Consider the following 17,015-nt stretch of genomic DNA (forward strand, 5'->3'; position numbering starts at 1 on the left):
ATTACCTTACAAGAAAAGGAGAGAAAGGATGAAGTATATTTCATTTGCAATTCCATGTTATAATTCCCAGGATTATATGGCACATGCAATCGAGAGTATTCTGCCTGGCGGAGAAGATGTGGAGATTATTATCGTCAACGATGGCTCCAAGGACAGAACATCGGAGATTGCTCACGAGTATATGGAAAAATATCCAGAGATTATTCGAGTTGTAGATAAGGAAAATGGGGGACATGGTGATGCGGTTAATGCCGGACTTAACCATGCTCAGGGTAAATATTTTAAAGTTGTGGACAGTGATGACTGGGTTGATGAAGAGTCATTACATAAGATATTAGCATTGTTGCGTAATCTGGAAGAAGAAAAAGAGCAGATTGACATGCTGATTTCTAACTATGTATATGAGAAGGTGGGAGCAACACATAAGAAATGTATCCATTACCGCAATGTTCTGCCGCAGGATGAAGTCTTTCGCTGGGATGATATCGGACATTTCCACATGGATCAATACATATTGATGCATTCTGTCATCTATCGTACCGATCTACTGAAATTGATTCAGCTGGAACTGCCGAAGCATACATTTTATGTAGATAATATTTATGTATATTATCCGTTGCCACATGTGCGTAAGATTTATTATCTGGATGTAGATTTTTATCGTTACTTTATTGGCAGAGAAGATCAGTCTGTCAATGAGAAAGTTATGATTTCAAGAGTAGATCAACAGATTTTTGTTACAAAATCTATGATTGACATGTATCAGTTGAATAAGATAATGAGTAAGAAGCTGAGACAATATATGGTTAATTATCTTGCAATCATGATGACTGTGTCATCAATTCTTTTGATTCGTTCCAAGACGCAGGAGAATCTGGAGAAAAAGAGAGAGCTCTGGCGTTATCTTAAGAAAAAGGACTTCAAGACATTCCTGAAGATTCGTTACGGAATTCTTGGACAGACTATGAATATTCCCGGAAGACCAGGAAGAAAGATATCTTCACTTGCATATAGTGTTGCAAGAAGAATTATTGGATTTAATTAGATGAATAATTTGATAGCCATGTTACATACTAGTATTAAGAATAAAAAGGAGTGTGTGACATGGCTATTGATTTTTTGGAAAGTAAGACAAAAGTGAATTTAATGCGGGCATTTGCAGGAGAAAGTCAGGCAAGAAACCGATATACAATTGCGGCAGAAGCTGCTAAAGATCAGGGATTTTATGCAGTACAGCAGATTTTTTTATTTACAGCCGAACAGGAACGGGCACATGCCAGACGATTTTATGATCTTCTTAAGAATATTTCTGGTAATACCGTAGAGATCGCCGGAGGATATCCGGTAGATCATTATGATAGTGTGATAGAGTTATTGCGGGCTGCGGAATACAATGAATTAGAAGAGTATGGAGATGTATATCAGGTATTTGGAAAGGAAGCCAAAGAAGAGGGATTTATTGAAGCGGCATCGACATTTTTCCAGATTGCGGAGATTGAAGCTGTACATGGTCGGCGTTTTGGTAAAATGGCAGAGCTTCTGGAGAAAAATAAATATTTTGAAAGTGATCAGAACAATCGATGGATGTGCCTGAATTGTGGTTACATCCATACCGGGAAGATGGTACCGGGAGTGTGTCCAGTGTGCAGACAGGATCGAGGGTATTTTATTCCGGCGGAACTGGCGCCTTATCTGGGGTACAACTTTGTACAATAGAATCTTCATGAAAGGAATTAGAATAATCAGTAAGTAAGGAAGGAATAATATGGCAAGTCAAAAGGTTGAGAATCTGTTAAATCTTGCGTTAGATGCCACGGAAGAAGAACGGGAAAAATCACTGGAGCTGGACGTGGGTTATAATCCCATCGACAGAGAATGGGACTTGATCATTAAGTATTCCGGGAATCTGGACCGCGTGCGCGAAGTGGCAAGCGATGTGGTGGAGCTGCAGAATGAATATGCGATTATTACAATTCGAGAGTCGCTGATTATGATTCTGGCGCAATTTCCCGAGATAGAATATATTGAAAAACCGAAACGGTTATTCTTTCAAGTCGCAAATGGAAGACGGGTATCTTGTATCGATGCGGTACAAGATACCCGCTTTGCATTATTTGGACAGGGAATTCTGGTTGCTGTTATTGATTCGGGAATAGATTATGAGAATGCAGATTTTCGAAATGAGGATGGAAGCACAAGAATTCGATATTTATGGGATCAGTCACTTGTACCCGCAGAAGGCAGGGTGCCACCGGAAGGGTATTCCATAGGCGCAGAATATACGGCCATTCAGATTAACGAGGCGTTACAACAGCCTTCGATACAAGAACGGAGAAGGCTCGTCCCAAGTATGGATACATCCGGACATGGGACTGCAGTGGCAGGAGTGGCCGCTGGGAATGGGAGAAATAGCAATGGACAATATGCAGGTGTGGCGCCGCAGAGTGAACTGATCGTAGTGAAGCTGGGCAACCCACGCAAGGAAGGATTCCCAAGAACAACAGAACTAATGCAGGGATTGGATTATGTAATTCGGAAGGCGCTTGAGCTTCGAATTCCGGTGGCAGTGAATATCAGCTTTGGCAATACCTATGGCTCTCATGATGGCACTTCTCTGTTAGAACGGTTTATTGATGATATCTCAAACATATGGAAGAGTTCTATCTGCATCGGTTCTGGAAATGAAGCAGCAAGTGCAGGACATACATCCGGGGTTATGGAAGAGGACAGAGATACCGTGATACAGCTCGCTGTGCAGAATAATCAGCCGACACTCAGCATTCAGATCTGGAAAGAGTATACGGATGTCATCGACATTTCACTGGTTAGTCCTGCCGGTGTGACGGTAGGTCCTATCCAGGAAGTCCTGGGACCTCAGCGATTTACCGTTGGTCAGACGGAGATTCTCCTCTATTATGGAGAACCCAGCCCTTACAGTACGGCGCAGGAAATCTATATTGATATGCTGCCGAAGGATACGTATATTACAGGAGGAGTATGGAAAATCGTACTGACACCCCGAAAGATTGTATCCGGTGCTTATGAATTATGGCTTCCGAGTGAAAATGTAGTGAACAGAGGAACTGGATTTTTGTTCCCGACAGACAATACAACACTTACGATTCCATCGACGGCAAGCCGTGCAATCACAGTGGGTGCATACAATGCGTTGACATTTGCCTATGCAGACTTCTCGGGAAGAGGATATACAAGAGAGGAGAGGCTTGTGAAGCCCGATCTGGCGGCTCCGGGAGTAGATATAACAACCGTTGCTGTCGGCGGGGGATATGCACAGTTTACCGGCACTTCATTTGCAACGCCTTTTGTTACTGGCAGTGCGGCGCTGCTGATGGAATGGGGAATTGTCCGGGAAAATGATCCGTTTTTATATGGAGAAAAGGTGAAAGCATATCTGAGGAGAGGCGCAAGGCCGCTGCCGGGATTTGCGGTATATCCGAATCCACAGGTGGGATATGGGGCACTGTGTGTGAGAGATAGTCTGCCGATATAAACTGCCTTTTTGAGAATATATATCCAGTATATAAACTGCCTTTTTGTGCATAAATATATTGAATAAAACTGCCTTTTATGAGTATAATAATACTAATAAAGGAAGGAGGTGCCTGTTTGAAACGAAAAATATATGATCGTTTGTTAGAATGGAAAGAAAAGGATAATGGGAGTTGTGCATTGTTATTAGATGGGGCAAGGCGTGTCGGTAAAAGCTATATTGCAGAACAATTTGGGAAAAATGAGTATAAAAGCTATATTCTGATTGATTTTGCACATCTTCCAGGAGAAGTACGTGATATTTTTGAAAATGATATGAATGATTTTGATTTGTTTTTCAATAAATTGTCGGCATATTACAGGAAAATCCTTTACAAACGTGAATCTCTTATTATTTTTGATGAAGTTCAGAGATATCCTAAGGCTCGGGAATTAATCAAATATTTAGTGGCAGATGGCCGTTATGACTATTTGGAAACGGGCTCATTGATTTCTCTGAGAATGAATGTGGAAGACATTGTAATTCCCTCAGAAGAGGAACATGTTGAGATGTTTCCAATGGATTTTGAAGAATTTCTGTGGGCAATGGGGGATGAAACAACAATTCCGTATTTACGGGAGTGTCTTGAATTACTTCGCCCACTTGGGCAGGCTATGCACAGACGAGTCATGAATGATTTTCGTCAGTATATTTTAGTTGGAGGAATGCCACAGGCAGTGGAAGCTTACAGAACAACGAAAAGCTTTGAAAATGCAGACAGAATTAAGAAACGTATCCTAACATTGTATCGACAGGATATTACAAAATATGCCAGAGGATATGAAGCAAAAGTATTATCAATTTTTGATGAGATGCCGTCACAGCTTTCTAAGACTGAGAAGAAGTATAAGTTATCCAGTATCAGTAAAGGTGCCAGATTTCGTGATTACGAAAATGCTTTTTTGTGGTTGACAGAAGCTATGGTTATTAATAATTGTTACAATGCGACAGAACCAACCGTCGGATTGTCTATGAGTGAAGAGCATACAACGCGAAAGTGCTATATGGCGGATACGGGACTTTTGGTAACACATTCTTTTATGGATGATAAATTTATGGATAATGAGCTATATAGAGATATACTGTTAGACAGACTGCATGTGAATGAAGGTATGCTCATGGAGAATATTGTGGCACAGGAATTGAGAGCTGCTGGTCATAAACTTTATTTTTATTCCCGGTCAGATACGGATAAACGTGAAAATAATATGGAGATTGATTTCCTGATTCGGCAAAAAAGAAAAATATGTCCGATTAAAGTGAAATCAGGAACATATAGGAAGCATTCTTCATTAGATAAATTCAGAAATAAATTTAAGGGGAAAATTGGGCAGGCTTATATTTTGTATACAAAAGATATTCTCATAAAAGAAAATGTGATTCATTTGCCGATTTATATGGCAATGTTTTTGTAATATGGACAAAATGAAAAGTTACTTTGGTATGTAAAAAAGATTGTGTTTGTGGAAATGATATTGTTTTGTATTAACATATATAAAATTAATTTTAAAAATGTAGAATAGAATGATAAAATAGTGATAATAAAAATATCTTAAGGGTTTAATTTGTTACAGATAATGGAGAAACGATGGATTATGAGATCTGTATATAAAGCGCATATTAATGAAAATACAGGGGCAATTCAGACTGTTAAAGAACACAGTGAGAATACGGCTGATTTATGCAGGCGATTTGCCGTACCGATATTAAAAAATTTCACATATAATGTGGGATTGCTGCATGACATAGGAAAATTTCAGGAAGATTTTCAGCGTCGGATTGATGGAGAAAATATTAAAGTGGAACATTCTACTTGCGGAGCCCTTGTGGCAAAAGAATTATATCCTGATGCGGCGATAGCTTTGATGATGGAATATTGCATTGCCGGGCATCACAGTGGCATACCGGATGGCGGTTATAAGAACGATACATCCGATATGACTACACTATCTGGAAGATTGAAACGTAATTTTGAGGATTATAGTGCATATAAAGAAGGAATAGAGTTGCTCGAAATTAACCGAAATGAAATTTTGAGTTTTTTGATGCAGGACTGTGGAAAAAACATAGAAATACTGGTAGATAAATTTGCTTTTTTAACACGATATGTATTTTCCTGTCTGGTGGATGCGGATTCTATTGATACAGCACGTTTCTGCAACGGGGATAAGATACGTCCATTAACTGCGGATTTTCATGCATGTTTGGAAAAAGTGAATTCGAAGCTTTCTTCTTTTGTCTGTACGACGCCCTTACAGAAAACGCGTGCGCTTTTGCAACAGCAGGTGTTTGATAAGACAGATATAAACGGAGAAATTTATCTTATGAATATGCCAACTGGAAGCGGAAAGACATTGTGCAGTGTGAAATTTGCTTTGGAAAGAGCAATTAAGGCAGGAAAGAAGAGAATTGTTTATATAATTCCCTATAATAGTATTATTGATCAGACAATGGTTGTATTTGAAGAAATGTTTGGATCTGATGCGGAAATCCTGCGCCATCAGTCAACTTTTTCTTATGAAGAAAATGATTATGCAGAAGATTACCTAAGGGCAGCGAAAAGTGCGGCTGAGAACTGGGATGTGGAATCGATTATAGTTACCACAGCTGTTCAGTTTTTTGAATCCGTTTATGCAAATAAACGTGGCAAACTTCGAAAGATGCATAACATGGCAGATAGTATACTGATTTTTGATGAAGCACATTTAATGCCGCAGAATTATTTGCAGCCATGTCTTCGTGTTATTACATATATTACAAAATATTTGAATAGTGAAGCAGTATTTCTTACAGCAACGATGCCTGATTTTCCCAAATTGCTTCGGCAGTATGCATTGGAAAATAGCCAGATAATTGATTTGATTGATAATACATCTATGTTTTGCGCATTTCAAAAATGTAAGTACCAGTTGCTGGGGAAGCTTCGTGCGGAAAGCCTTCTTGAAAAATCCATGAATTATCCATCATCATTGATTATTGTGAATAAAAAAAAGTCTGCAAAAAAGCTTTTTGAATTATGTGGCGGAAAAAAATTCCATTTGTCAACATATATGACAGCGTATGATCGTGAAATCATAATTCGTGAAATACGAGATGAATTAAAACAGTTAGAAATAGATTTTCCGGATTATAAAGATGTACCTCAGGACAGACGAATTACAATAATATCTACATCTTTAATTGAAGCGGGAGTGGATCTTGATATTTATACAGTGTTTCGTGAATTGTCGGGACTCGATAGTATTTTGCAGGCTGGAGGAAGGTGTAACCGAGAGGGAAAACGTACTCAGGCTGAAGTGTATATATTCGAGTTTGATGATGAAAACAGGACTTTACAGGATATGAAAAGTAATATTACCTCTGGCATTTTAGATAAATATGAAGATATTTCATGCCCAGAGAGCATTAAAGAATACTATGCCAGATTATTTTTTACAAAAAGTGATGCTTTAAAAGGAAAGACAATTACACGGAATTGTTCTGATATTTCCTGTATACCGTTTGCTGAATATGCACGGGACTTTGAACTGATTGATTCTGGAACGATTTCGTTGGTTGTACCGAGGGATGAGCAGAGCAGAGAAATTATAGATTCGTTGAGATTTACAGGAGGTGATCTTGGTATTGCAAGACGGTTGCAAAAGTATACATGCTCTATTTATCAGAAAGAGCTTGATGATCTGATTCGTCAGCATGTGGTAGATGATTTTGGGACGGGTATTTTATGTCTTACAAATACAGATTATTATGACGAAAATACAGGTGTTACATTTGAAGCAAAAGATTATTTTGTATGCTAGGCGATTGATTAAGTAATCAGAACTGTTAAGAAAGGAGTGAAACAGGTATGAGCTATGGCTTTAAGATAATAGTAGAAGGTGATTACGCATGCTTTACCAGACCGGAACTTAAGGTTGAAAGAGTAAGTTATGATGTCCCTACGCCAGGAGCGTTGGAAGGGATGCTTAAAAGTGTGTATTGGAAACCGTCCATACGGTATGTGATTGATAAAATCATTGTATTTAATGAGATAGATTTTATCAATATCCGAAGGAATGAAGTGAAGGACAAGGTGCTTTACAGTGCAATAAAAAATCAGATGAAAGGTAAAGATACAGATCCATGTATCTATGCATCAGAGAGCAGAAGTCAGAGAGCTTCTATGATTTTAAAAAATGTAAAGTATGGTGTGGAATTTCATTTTGAATTGACCGGTTTAAAAAACGAACAGGAAAACGATGGGGAAAATAAGCATTTTAATATCATTAAACGCAGACTGGAAAAGGGACAGTATTTCAGAACACCCTGTATGGGATGCAGCGAATTTCCGATAAAAAGGATAGAGCTGGTAGAGAAATTTGATGAAAACTTAATTAGCAGCCGAGTCATAGAGATGGGAGATGTGGATTTGGGGTTTATGAGCTATAAGGTTACTTTTGCTGATCAGGGTAGACCGATAAATGATGACTGGGGAAATCCTGAATTTTCTGATAAGGCTTCAACCATTTATTATAGACCTCATATGGTTAATGGTGTGATAGATGTAAAAAAATACAGGGGGGAATTAAGATGCTGATAAAAGCGCTAAGTGATTATTATGATATTCTCGCTGCAGAAGGAAAAATTCTCCCGGACGGGTATTCAAAAGTAAATGTACATTACTTGATCTGTCTTACTGAAGAGGGAAAAATAAAAGAAATCATTGATTGTCAGGAAAAAATACAAAATAAAACGGATAAGGGAAAAGCAAAAAAAAATGGATTCCAAGGGCAGAAAAGATGCCACAGAGAACAGAAAAAACGGGAATTGACAGCAACATAATTGAGCATCGTCCGCTATATATTTTTGGATTGAATATGGATGGTGAAAGGTTAACACCGGATGATCGAACCGGAAAAGCCAGGAAATCTCACGAGGCATTTGTAACATCAAATTTAGAGTTTTTGGAAGGGATAGATTCCCCAGTGGCGAATGCTTATCGGAATTTTCTGAGAACGTGGAATCCGGAGGAGGAAATAGAAAATGACAAGTTGCTAATTTTGGGAAAAAATTATGGAAAATCAGGTTTTGCGTTTTGTCTTACAGGATATCCGGATTTGTTGTTACATAATGATATGCAGATTATACAAAAATGGGAACAGATTTACCATGAAAGTTCTTCCGAAGATAAGAAGGGATATGTTGCGCAATGTGCAGTCAGCGGGGAAGAGACTGAGATAGCCCGAATTCATAATAAAATAAAAGGAGTATTTGGAGGCCTTGCCACAGGTTCTGTTTTGATTGGATTCAATAATGCTTCTGAGAATTCCTATGGAAATGAACAGTCATATAACAGTAATATTTCAATGAGTGTTATGAAAAAATATACGGATGCGTTGAATTTTTTGTTGGGAAGCTCTAAACATAAAATTCTTTTGGATGATATTACTATTGTTTTCTGGGCTATGGATACCAGCGATGCATATGAGGATGCGTTTATGGCAATGCTTTGCGGACAGTCGGATAAAATGAGTGCAAAAGAGACGGAAGGTATGCTGAAGGGGGTGCTTGAGAGCGGAAGAGTGGGGAAGATGACGGAAGGCCGGCTTCAGTCTCTGGATATGATAAAACCGGATGTTGATTTTTATATGCTTGGTCTAAAACCAAATTCTTCAAGACTTTCAGTGAAATTTTTTTACCGAAAAAAATATGCAGAACTTCTCTGGAATATTGCAGGATTTCAGAAGGATATGCAGACATCCAAAGAACTGAGGCCGATTTCTTTTTCAAGAATTAAAGAAGAGTTACGATCTCCGAAGAGTACATCAGAAAAAATCAATCCAACATTACTGACAAAATTATTTGAGTCGGTTATCTATGGGAACAGATATCCGATGACTTTACTTGAAACAGCGGTACGTAGAGTAAAAACAGACGGAGACAAAAGAGTTAACAGCGTAAGAGCAGGAGTTATAAAAGCATGTATCAATAGAAATTATAAAAAGGAGGAGTTTGGCGTGGCACTAGACAAAGATAATTGTGGGCAGGCATATGTATGTGGAAGGCTGTTTGCCGTTTTGGAGAAACTGCAGAGGGATGCGTCTGGTATAAAGCTTAACAGAACGATTAAGGATGCATATTTTGCATCTGCATCTGCAAAACCGGCAATTGTATTTCCAAAATTAATTAAGCTGGCGCAGAATCATTTGAATAAAGTAAAAAGTCCAGCATATTACAGCATATTATTAGGAGAAATTATGGACAAGCTGAATGGCGAATTTCCGGAGACACTTTTACTTCAGGATCAGGGACGATTTATTATAGGATACTATCAGCAATACCAGAGTTTTTTTGAGAAAAAAGAAACAAACAGCGAAATGGAGGAAAATTAAGATGGCAATTGAGAACAGATATGATTTTGTTATGCTTTTTGATGTAGAAAACGGTAATCCAAATGGAGATCCGGATGCAGGGAACTCTCCGCGAGTAGACCCGGAAACAGGTTGTGGATATATTACAGATGTATGCCTGAAAAGAAAAATCCGTAATTTTGTAGAGTTATATAAAGAGGGAGAAGAAGGGTATAATATTTTGATTAAACCGGACAGATACCTCAATGCAAAGTTTACGGAAGCGTATGAGAAGGAAGGACTCAAAACAAAAAATAAAGGGAAAAATGCCGATGATGTGAAGAAAGCTCGCGATTATATGTGCAGAAATTATTTTGATGTACGAGTGTTTGGAGCGGTTATGTCGACTGGAGAAGATCAGTGTGGTATTGTAAGAGGCCCGGTACAGATTAATTTTGCCAGAAGCTTATCTCCTATCAATATTCAGGATGTTTCCATCACCCGTCAGGCTCGCACAACGGAGGCGAGAACAGAAACAGGAGAAACTGAGATGGGAAGAAAAAGCGTTATTCCATATGCTCTTTACCGGGCTGAAGGTTATGTATCTGCGGCACTTGCCAATAAAGTGACAAATCTGTCAGAAGAGGATTTGGAACTGTTGTGGACAGCTATTATCAATATGTTTGAAAATGATCATAGTGCAGCGAGAGGAAAAATGTGCATGAGAAAACTATATGTTTTTAAACATAGTAATGTTTTAGGAAATTGCCCATCACATATTTTATTTGATAAGATACAGGTAAATTTGAAAAATGAGGAAGAACCGCCTCGCAGGTTTGGTGATTACCGGATTACAGTAGAAGACCAGATGCCTGAAGGTGTCGAATTGATTGAGAAATTATGAGAACAACAGAAATAGCCATTCGTTCCATTCAACATTATATGTATTGCCCACATCGGTGGGGACTGTTAGAGATTGGCAGAGCATGGGCAGAAAATGCATTTGTGACAAAGGCCAATCTTATGCATAACAGAGTCCACGATCCTGAACGAAATTACATATCAAGAGGGAAAAAGGTATATACATCTGTTCCGGTTTATAATGATTTGGACGAGTATAATTTGTATGGAGTAACCGATTGCCTTGAAATGACGAGGGACAAAAACGGAGTTTCTATAAACGGAAGTGAAGAAAAATATAATATCTGCATTGTAGAGTATAAACCTACAAAACCAAAGCATGAGGAATATCATGAAGAGGATCTGATACAGGTTTTTGCTCAGAAAATTTGCGTGGATTTCGTATTTGGTAGTGATTGTGAAGCAACTTTGTATTATGCGGATGTAAAAAAACGAATCAGACTTCCGTTGAAGGAGAATTTTGAAGTATATGACAGGCAATTGAAACAATTACTGAAAGAAATGCGAAGTGATTTTATGCAGGGTGTGATCCCGCCAATCCGAAAAGGGCAGAAATGTAGTGGATGTTCTATGAAAGATATGTGTATGCCATCGGTAAAAAAATCAAGGAGTATTTTGTCTGAGATCAGAAAAATTCAAGAGACTGAAATATCAGTACATTAGCTGAAGAGGAACGATTATGAGAAAACTATTAAATACAATCTATGTTACAAATGAATTAACATATTTGACACTAGATGGGGAAAATCTTGTGTGCAAGATTGAGGGTGAAACAAAGCTGCGAATTCCTTTTGAGAATATTGAAAATATTGTTTGTTTTAATTACGTGGGATGTTCTCCAACGTTAATGGGGAAATGTGTGAGTAAAACCATTCCCATCAATTTTATTTCTCCCCAGGGGAAGTTTTTGGCAAAAGTTTGCGGGGAAACGAAAGGAAATGTTTTTTTGAGGGTTGCTCAGATCGATAGGTTCAGAGAGTGTGGATTAACCCTTGCGCAGAATACGATGGCAGCTAAATTCAGCAATACACGCCAGCTTATCCGCAGAACACTTCATGATAATGCATCATTAAGAGGGGATGAACAGATAAACAAAGTGATGGAAGTTCTTGATTCTGGGATTGAAAAAGTATTTGATGCAAAAATAATCGAAGAAGTCATGGGGATAGAAGGAAATTGTGCTCAAAATTATTTTTCAATCTTTGATAAGTTGATTACAAATCAAAAAGTACCTTTTACATTTGAATTTCGGACAAAAAGACCGCCATTGGATCCTGTAAATGCAGTCTTATCTTTTGTATATACGTTGCTTACCAGTGAATTTGCTGCTGCATTGGAAACTGTTGGATTGGACAGCTATATCGGCTTTTGCCATGCACTGCGCAGCGGACGAAGCTCTCTGGCTTGTGATTTAGTGGAGGAGGCTCGCTGTATAGCAGAACGATTTGTTATTACACTTTTAAACCTTCAGATTATAGGAGAAAAAGATTTTGAAAAACAGATCTCAGGAGCGGTATGGTTAAATGATGAGGGGCGGAAGAAAGTTCTGACTCGATGGCAGGAAAAGAAACGTTCCGAGATCGTTCATCCATATTTGAAGCAGAAAATACCGCTCGGCCTTCTTCCATATGTGCAGAGTAATTTACTTGCAAAATATGTCAGAGGAGAACTGGAAAACTATCCTCCATATTTATTAAAGTAGGTGTATGATTATGATGGTATTAATTAGTTATGATGTCAGTACGATGGATAATGCTGGGAAGACTCGGTTACGTAAAGTTGCAAAAGAGTGTCAGAATCATGCTCAACGTGTACAGAATTCCGTCTTCGAAGCAGATTTGGATTATTCATCTTTTTTGAAATTAAAAGCCAGATTATGTGAGCTGATTGATTCGGATAAAGATAGTCTGCGTTTTTACTATTTGGGAAATAATTGGGAAAAACGTGTAGAACATATCGGAGCAAAAAAAACATATAATCCGGAAGGAGTGATTATTATTTAATATGCTTCTAGAATAGATGGCAGTATGGTAAGAAAATCCAGTTTTTAACAGCGTTCTGGCATGGGAATACAATGCATTGTTAATAGCATGGCGAAGTAGTGGTGATTTGAAAAACTTGCCAGGTTCGCCCGAAAAATGTGGCGAAATATGTAAAAAGGAAAATGGAAAAAGTAAAAAATTAGTCTGTCTTTATATATTTAGCATATGTGAATATTGACAACACAAAATATAGGGGTCACGTCCCGCAAGGGGCGTGTGAGTAGAAATTGTAGATCCAACGGGAATAGGCTCTCTGTTCGGATCGTCACGTCCCGCAAGGGGCGTGTGAGTAGAAATTTTCTTCTCGTGTCATAAATTATTTCCTCCACTAAGTCACGTCCCGCAAGGGGCGTGTGAGTAGAAATCCGCTAACATGTCAGCCTGAGAAGCAAGCCACCCAGTCACGTCCCGCAAGGGGCGTGTGAGTAGAAATTACAATATCCGCTTGTTGCTGTAAAAGCAGCACCGTCACGTCCCGCAAGGGGCGTGTGAGTAGAAATTCTCCGGATCCCAGTACCAATAACCACCCCATGAGTCACGTCCCGCAAGGGGCGTGTGAGTAGAAATTGTCTGTCCTGGAATCTGTTCTTCTGACTGTTCTTGTCACGTCCCGCAAGGGGCGTGTGAGTAGAAATTCTACACCATTCGCATTCATTGTGGTTCTCTTTGTCACGTCCCGCAAGGGGCGTGTGAGTAGAAATCCATGTGGGAAGGATTGTGGCGACGATTGCACAGGTCACGTCCCGCAAGGGGCGTGTGAGTAGAAATAAGCATTATCAATTATGGACAGGAAAGTTATTACGTCACGTCCCGCAAGGGGCGTGTGAGTAGAAATGGTTGAATTGAAAACAAAGCGGATCACGGTGGAAGTCACGTCCCGCAAGGGGCGTGTGAGTAGAAATGTTTCAGCAGTTCCTGTTGTAGATTATTCGGAATGTCACGTCCCGCAAGGGGCGTGTGAGTAGAAATATTACAGAAGAAACAGCTGAGTAGGGGAGATGCGTCACGTCCCGCAAGGGGCGTGTGAGTAGAAATATCGAATAACGGATACAGCGGAACACAGAAATTCGTCACGTCCCGCAAGGGGCGTGTGAGTAGAAATCCCATTTGCAGAAATCGCAGGAGTGCCGGCATCGTCACGTCCCGCAAGGGGCGTGTGAGTAGAAATTTACTAAGATTGCCGGAATCACCAGCCGAAATCCGTCACGTCCCGCAAGGGGCGTGTGAGTAGAAATAATCAGGCAATTGTAAAAGCCTTATTCCCGGTCGTCACGTCCCGCAAGGGGCGTGTGAGTAGAAATAACAATTCCCACATATCTGCCATCTGTTACAATGTCACGTCCCGCAAGGGGCGTGTGAGTAGAAATTTTGCAAATCTGTACGGAATGAAGAGGGAAGGACTGTCACGTCCCGCAAGGGGCGTGTGAGTAGAAATAACATATGGGGTATCGATCATGATTAAGCGTTGTGGTCACGTCCCGCAAGGGGCGTGTGAGTAGAAATTAATTTTCTGCAAACAAAAAGACCTCTACGGTCGTCACGTCCCGCAAGGGGCGTGTGAGTAGAAATAGAGATGTACAATGATATGCTTTCGGGATGGCAGGTCACGTCCCGCAAGGGGCGTGTGAGTAGAAATCAAGATTTTTGTAGAAGGAAAATTCTGGAAAGACCGTCACGTCCCGCAAGGGGCGTGTGAGTAGAAATCCGGAAGAGATCCGGGAGGAAGTGCCGGCAGAAGTCACGTCCCGCAAGGGGCGTGTGAGTAGAAATAGAAATGGGAAGAGGATAAAAGCGAGCGTTCGGGTCACGTCCCGCAAGGGGCGTGTGAGTAGAAATATTCACCTAAGACCATAATAGCATAGTGGTTCTTAGTCACGTCCCGCAAGGGGCGTGTGAGTAGAAATCTGTCTTATGAATACAATGCAGGTCTTTCCCTCGTCACGTCCCGCAAGGGGCGTGTGAGTAGAAATTCTTGCGACTTTTATAGGTTGCTTTCCGCTTACAGTCACGTCCCGCAAGGGGCGTGTGAGTAGAAATTTATTACAGATGTTTTAGTTTCCGCAAAATTAATGTCACGTCCCGCAAGGGGCGTGTGAGTAGAAATTAGTGAAAGAAGGTAACAAATTGAACAAAGTTTGTCACGTCCCGCAAGGGGCGTGTGAGTAGAAATGGACTTGATAGTGTTATAGATACCATATCGGAAGTCACGTCCCGCAAGGGGCGTGTGAGTAGAAATCTACAAAAATCTTGAAGCTTGTGTTATTCATCGTCACGTCCCGCAAGGGGCGTGTGAGTAGAAATCATAGCCGTGGGATATTATCTGAGAAAAACAGCGAAGTCACGTCCCGCAAGGGGCGTGTGAGTAGAAATCATTTTTGAACCATGTCAAGTTAAAGTCTCCATCGTCACGTCCCGCAAGGGGCGTGTGAGTAGAAATGGATTTCCAAGTGTTTGCTGTAATTTTGCTCTAGTCACGTCCCGCAAGGGGCGTGTGAGTAGAAATAAGGTCTATCGTGAAGGGCGCAAGGTGACTGTCCGTCACGTCCCGCAAGGGGCGTGTGAGTAGAAATATCAATTTGAAAGATTTGAAAACCTATTAGATGGTCACGTCCCGCAAGGGGCGTGTGAGTAGAAATAACAATATCACAGAAGGCTTCATAGCCGTGGGATATGTCACGTCCCGCAAGGGGCGTGTGAGTAGAAATTTTCATTTCTCTCTTCTACGTATTGGTCGTGACGCGTCACGTCCCGCAAGGGGCGTGTGAGTAGAAATCTCACCGGAGGATGCAGAAGACCAGCATCGAGTGTCACGTCCCGCAAGGGGCGTGTGAGTAGAAATCTTATCTAGTCAACATAGTATTGGAAGAGGGAGGTCACGTCCCGCAAGGGGCGTGTGAGTAGAAATACATAAGACTGTGGCAGAGATAGAAAATATCCTGGTCACGTCCCGCAAGGGGCGTGTGAGTAGAAATGGTTATATTAGTGGAATAACAGATGTTAATGATGTCACGTCCCGCAAGGGGCGTGTGAGTAGAAATTTTATGCGGATTGCCCGATAGACTATGAAGAGGTACAGTCACGTCCCGCAAGGGGCGTGTGAGTAGAAATGAAATCCAGAAGATATATTATGAATAGATTTTTCGTCACGTCCCGCAAGGGGCGTGTGAGTAGAAATAAAGAAATACCTGGACAGCAGAACAGATGATAATGTCACGTCCCGCAAGGGGCGTGTGAGTAGAAATTGTTTTTTATGGAGGTAAAAAGCATGGAATATAAAGTCACGTCCCGCAAGGGGCGTGTGAGTAGAAATTCGGGATGGCAGAGAAAAGAGTTTATATCACATGTCACGTCCCGCAAGGGGCGTGTGAGTAGAAATTATGCAAGTCTGGACGCGGAGTTAAACAGCGGAGGTCACGTCCCGCAAGGGGCGTGTGAGTAGAAATACAATTCCGATTGTAGGCGTAGGGGCAGCAGCCGTCACGTCCCGCAAGGGGCGTGTGAGTAGAAATATCATCAATAACTACTCTAATTCTCGTCTCATAGGTCACGTCCCGCAAGGGGCGTGTGAGTAGAAATAGAAAATTAACCAATTAAATTGTAGCATGTAAAAGTCACGTCCCGCAAGGGGCGTGTGAGTAGAAATAAGGTATATCGTGAGGGGCGCAGGGTAACTGTCCGTCACGTCCCGCAAGGGGCGTGTGAGTAGAAATCTGAGAGCGTATTACAATCAGGAAAATGCAAGACTGTCACGTCCCGCAAGGGGCGTGTGAGTAGAAATTTCAAGAAGATGTGTGAGCTGGAAGAAATCATTGTCACGTCCCGCAAGGGGCGTGTGAGTAGAAATTATTATATTAGATACTTTAACGCCACAAAAGCATGTCACGTCCCGCAAGGGGCGTGTGAGTAGAAATCGATGTAAGCAGATGGGGCTGTCATTAGAAGAATTGTCACGTCCCGCAAGGGGCGTGTGAGTAGAAATCTAAAATATTTTTAAGCAGATCGTAACTGCCAGGGTCACGTCCCGCAAGGGGCGTGTGAGTAGAAATTTTCAGTTCTGCATTTTCCGATGAAAGAGCCTCGTCACGTCCCGCAAGGGGCGTGTGAGTAGAAATACGGAAGGCGAAGGCGAAATGTTTGTTGCAATGCGTCACGTCCCGCAAGGGGCGTGTGAGT

The 17,015-nt window shown here is 40.7% G+C and carries 12 protein-coding genes and 1 CRISPR repeat array (1 of these 13 running past the window's edge); all 12 genes read left to right on the forward strand.

The annotated features are described in order from the left end of the window. Nucleotides 1-28: 28 nt before the first annotated feature. Entirely contained in the window at nucleotides 29-1,045 is a 1,017-nt protein-coding gene (locus ACQRBH_RS14955) for a glycosyltransferase family 2 protein (protein ID WP_427743233.1), read from the forward strand. Between the two features lie 59 nt (nucleotides 1,046-1,104). Continuing rightward, a complete protein-coding gene (gene rbr / locus ACQRBH_RS14960; protein ID WP_427762303.1) occupies nucleotides 1,105-1,716 on the forward strand; it encodes a rubrerythrin in 612 nt (203 codons plus the stop codon). Nucleotides 1,717-1,765: 49 nt separating this feature from the next. Further along, on the forward strand, nucleotides 1,766-3,511 hold the full coding sequence (locus ACQRBH_RS14965; RefSeq protein ID WP_427762305.1) for a S8 family peptidase: 1,746 nt from the start codon (nucleotides 1,766-1,768) through the stop codon (nucleotides 3,509-3,511). 116 nt (nucleotides 3,512-3,627) lie between these two features. Next, nucleotides 3,628-4,965 (forward strand): ATP-binding protein, encoded by a 1,338-nt coding sequence (locus ACQRBH_RS14970; protein WP_427762307.1) that lies wholly within the window; start codon nucleotides 3,628-3,630, stop codon nucleotides 4,963-4,965. A gap of 180 nt (nucleotides 4,966-5,145) precedes the next feature. Continuing rightward, a complete protein-coding gene (cas3, locus tag ACQRBH_RS14975) occupies nucleotides 5,146-7,350 on the forward strand; it encodes a CRISPR-associated helicase Cas3' (protein ID WP_427762308.1) in 2,205 nt (734 codons plus the stop codon). A 47-nt stretch (nucleotides 7,351-7,397) separates the two neighbouring features. Next, nucleotides 7,398-8,126, forward strand: coding sequence for a type I-C CRISPR-associated protein Cas5c (gene cas5c, locus ACQRBH_RS14980; protein ID WP_427743227.1), 729 nt, complete (start codon nucleotides 7,398-7,400; stop codon nucleotides 8,124-8,126). Further along, complete coding sequence (locus ACQRBH_RS14985) at nucleotides 8,120-8,371, forward strand: type I-C CRISPR-associated protein Cas8c/Csd1 (RefSeq protein WP_427762309.1); 252 nt, start codon at nucleotides 8,120-8,122, stop codon at nucleotides 8,369-8,371. Before cas5c ends, ACQRBH_RS14985 begins: the two co-directional genes overlap by 7 nt. Further along, nucleotides 8,329-9,921, forward strand: a complete 1,593-nt coding sequence (cas8c, locus tag ACQRBH_RS14990) for a type I-C CRISPR-associated protein Cas8c/Csd1 (protein ID WP_427762310.1) — start codon at nucleotides 8,329-8,331, stop codon at nucleotides 9,919-9,921. The genes ACQRBH_RS14985 and cas8c overlap by 43 nt, the downstream gene beginning before the upstream one ends. After that, nucleotides 9,917-10,783, forward strand: coding sequence for a type I-C CRISPR-associated protein Cas7/Csd2 (cas7c, locus tag ACQRBH_RS14995; protein ID WP_427743151.1), 867 nt, complete (start codon nucleotides 9,917-9,919; stop codon nucleotides 10,781-10,783). The genes cas8c and cas7c overlap by 5 nt, the downstream gene beginning before the upstream one ends. Further along, on the forward strand, nucleotides 10,780-11,463 hold the full coding sequence (locus ACQRBH_RS15000; protein WP_427743149.1) for a CRISPR-associated protein Cas4: 684 nt from the start codon (nucleotides 10,780-10,782) through the stop codon (nucleotides 11,461-11,463). The genes cas7c and ACQRBH_RS15000 overlap by 4 nt, the downstream gene beginning before the upstream one ends. A gap of 16 nt (nucleotides 11,464-11,479) precedes the next feature. Continuing rightward, on the forward strand, nucleotides 11,480-12,502 hold the full coding sequence (cas1c, locus tag ACQRBH_RS15005) for a type I-C CRISPR-associated endonuclease Cas1c (protein WP_427743147.1): 1,023 nt from the start codon (nucleotides 11,480-11,482) through the stop codon (nucleotides 12,500-12,502). 10 nt (nucleotides 12,503-12,512) lie between these two features. Beyond that, nucleotides 12,513-12,803, forward strand: a complete 291-nt coding sequence (gene cas2, locus ACQRBH_RS15010; protein WP_427743146.1) for a CRISPR-associated endonuclease Cas2 — start codon at nucleotides 12,513-12,515, stop codon at nucleotides 12,801-12,803. A gap of 234 nt (nucleotides 12,804-13,037) precedes the next feature. Continuing rightward, a CRISPR array of direct repeats spans nucleotides 13,038-17,015; the repeat unit is 33 nt; unit sequence GTCACGTCCCGCAAGGGGCGTGTGAGTAGAAAT (it continues 407 nt past the right edge of the window).

This window comes from Bariatricus sp. SGI.161 (genome assembly GCF_050313695.1).
Taxonomy (GTDB): Bacteria; Bacillota; Clostridia; order Lachnospirales; family Lachnospiraceae; genus JAFBIX01.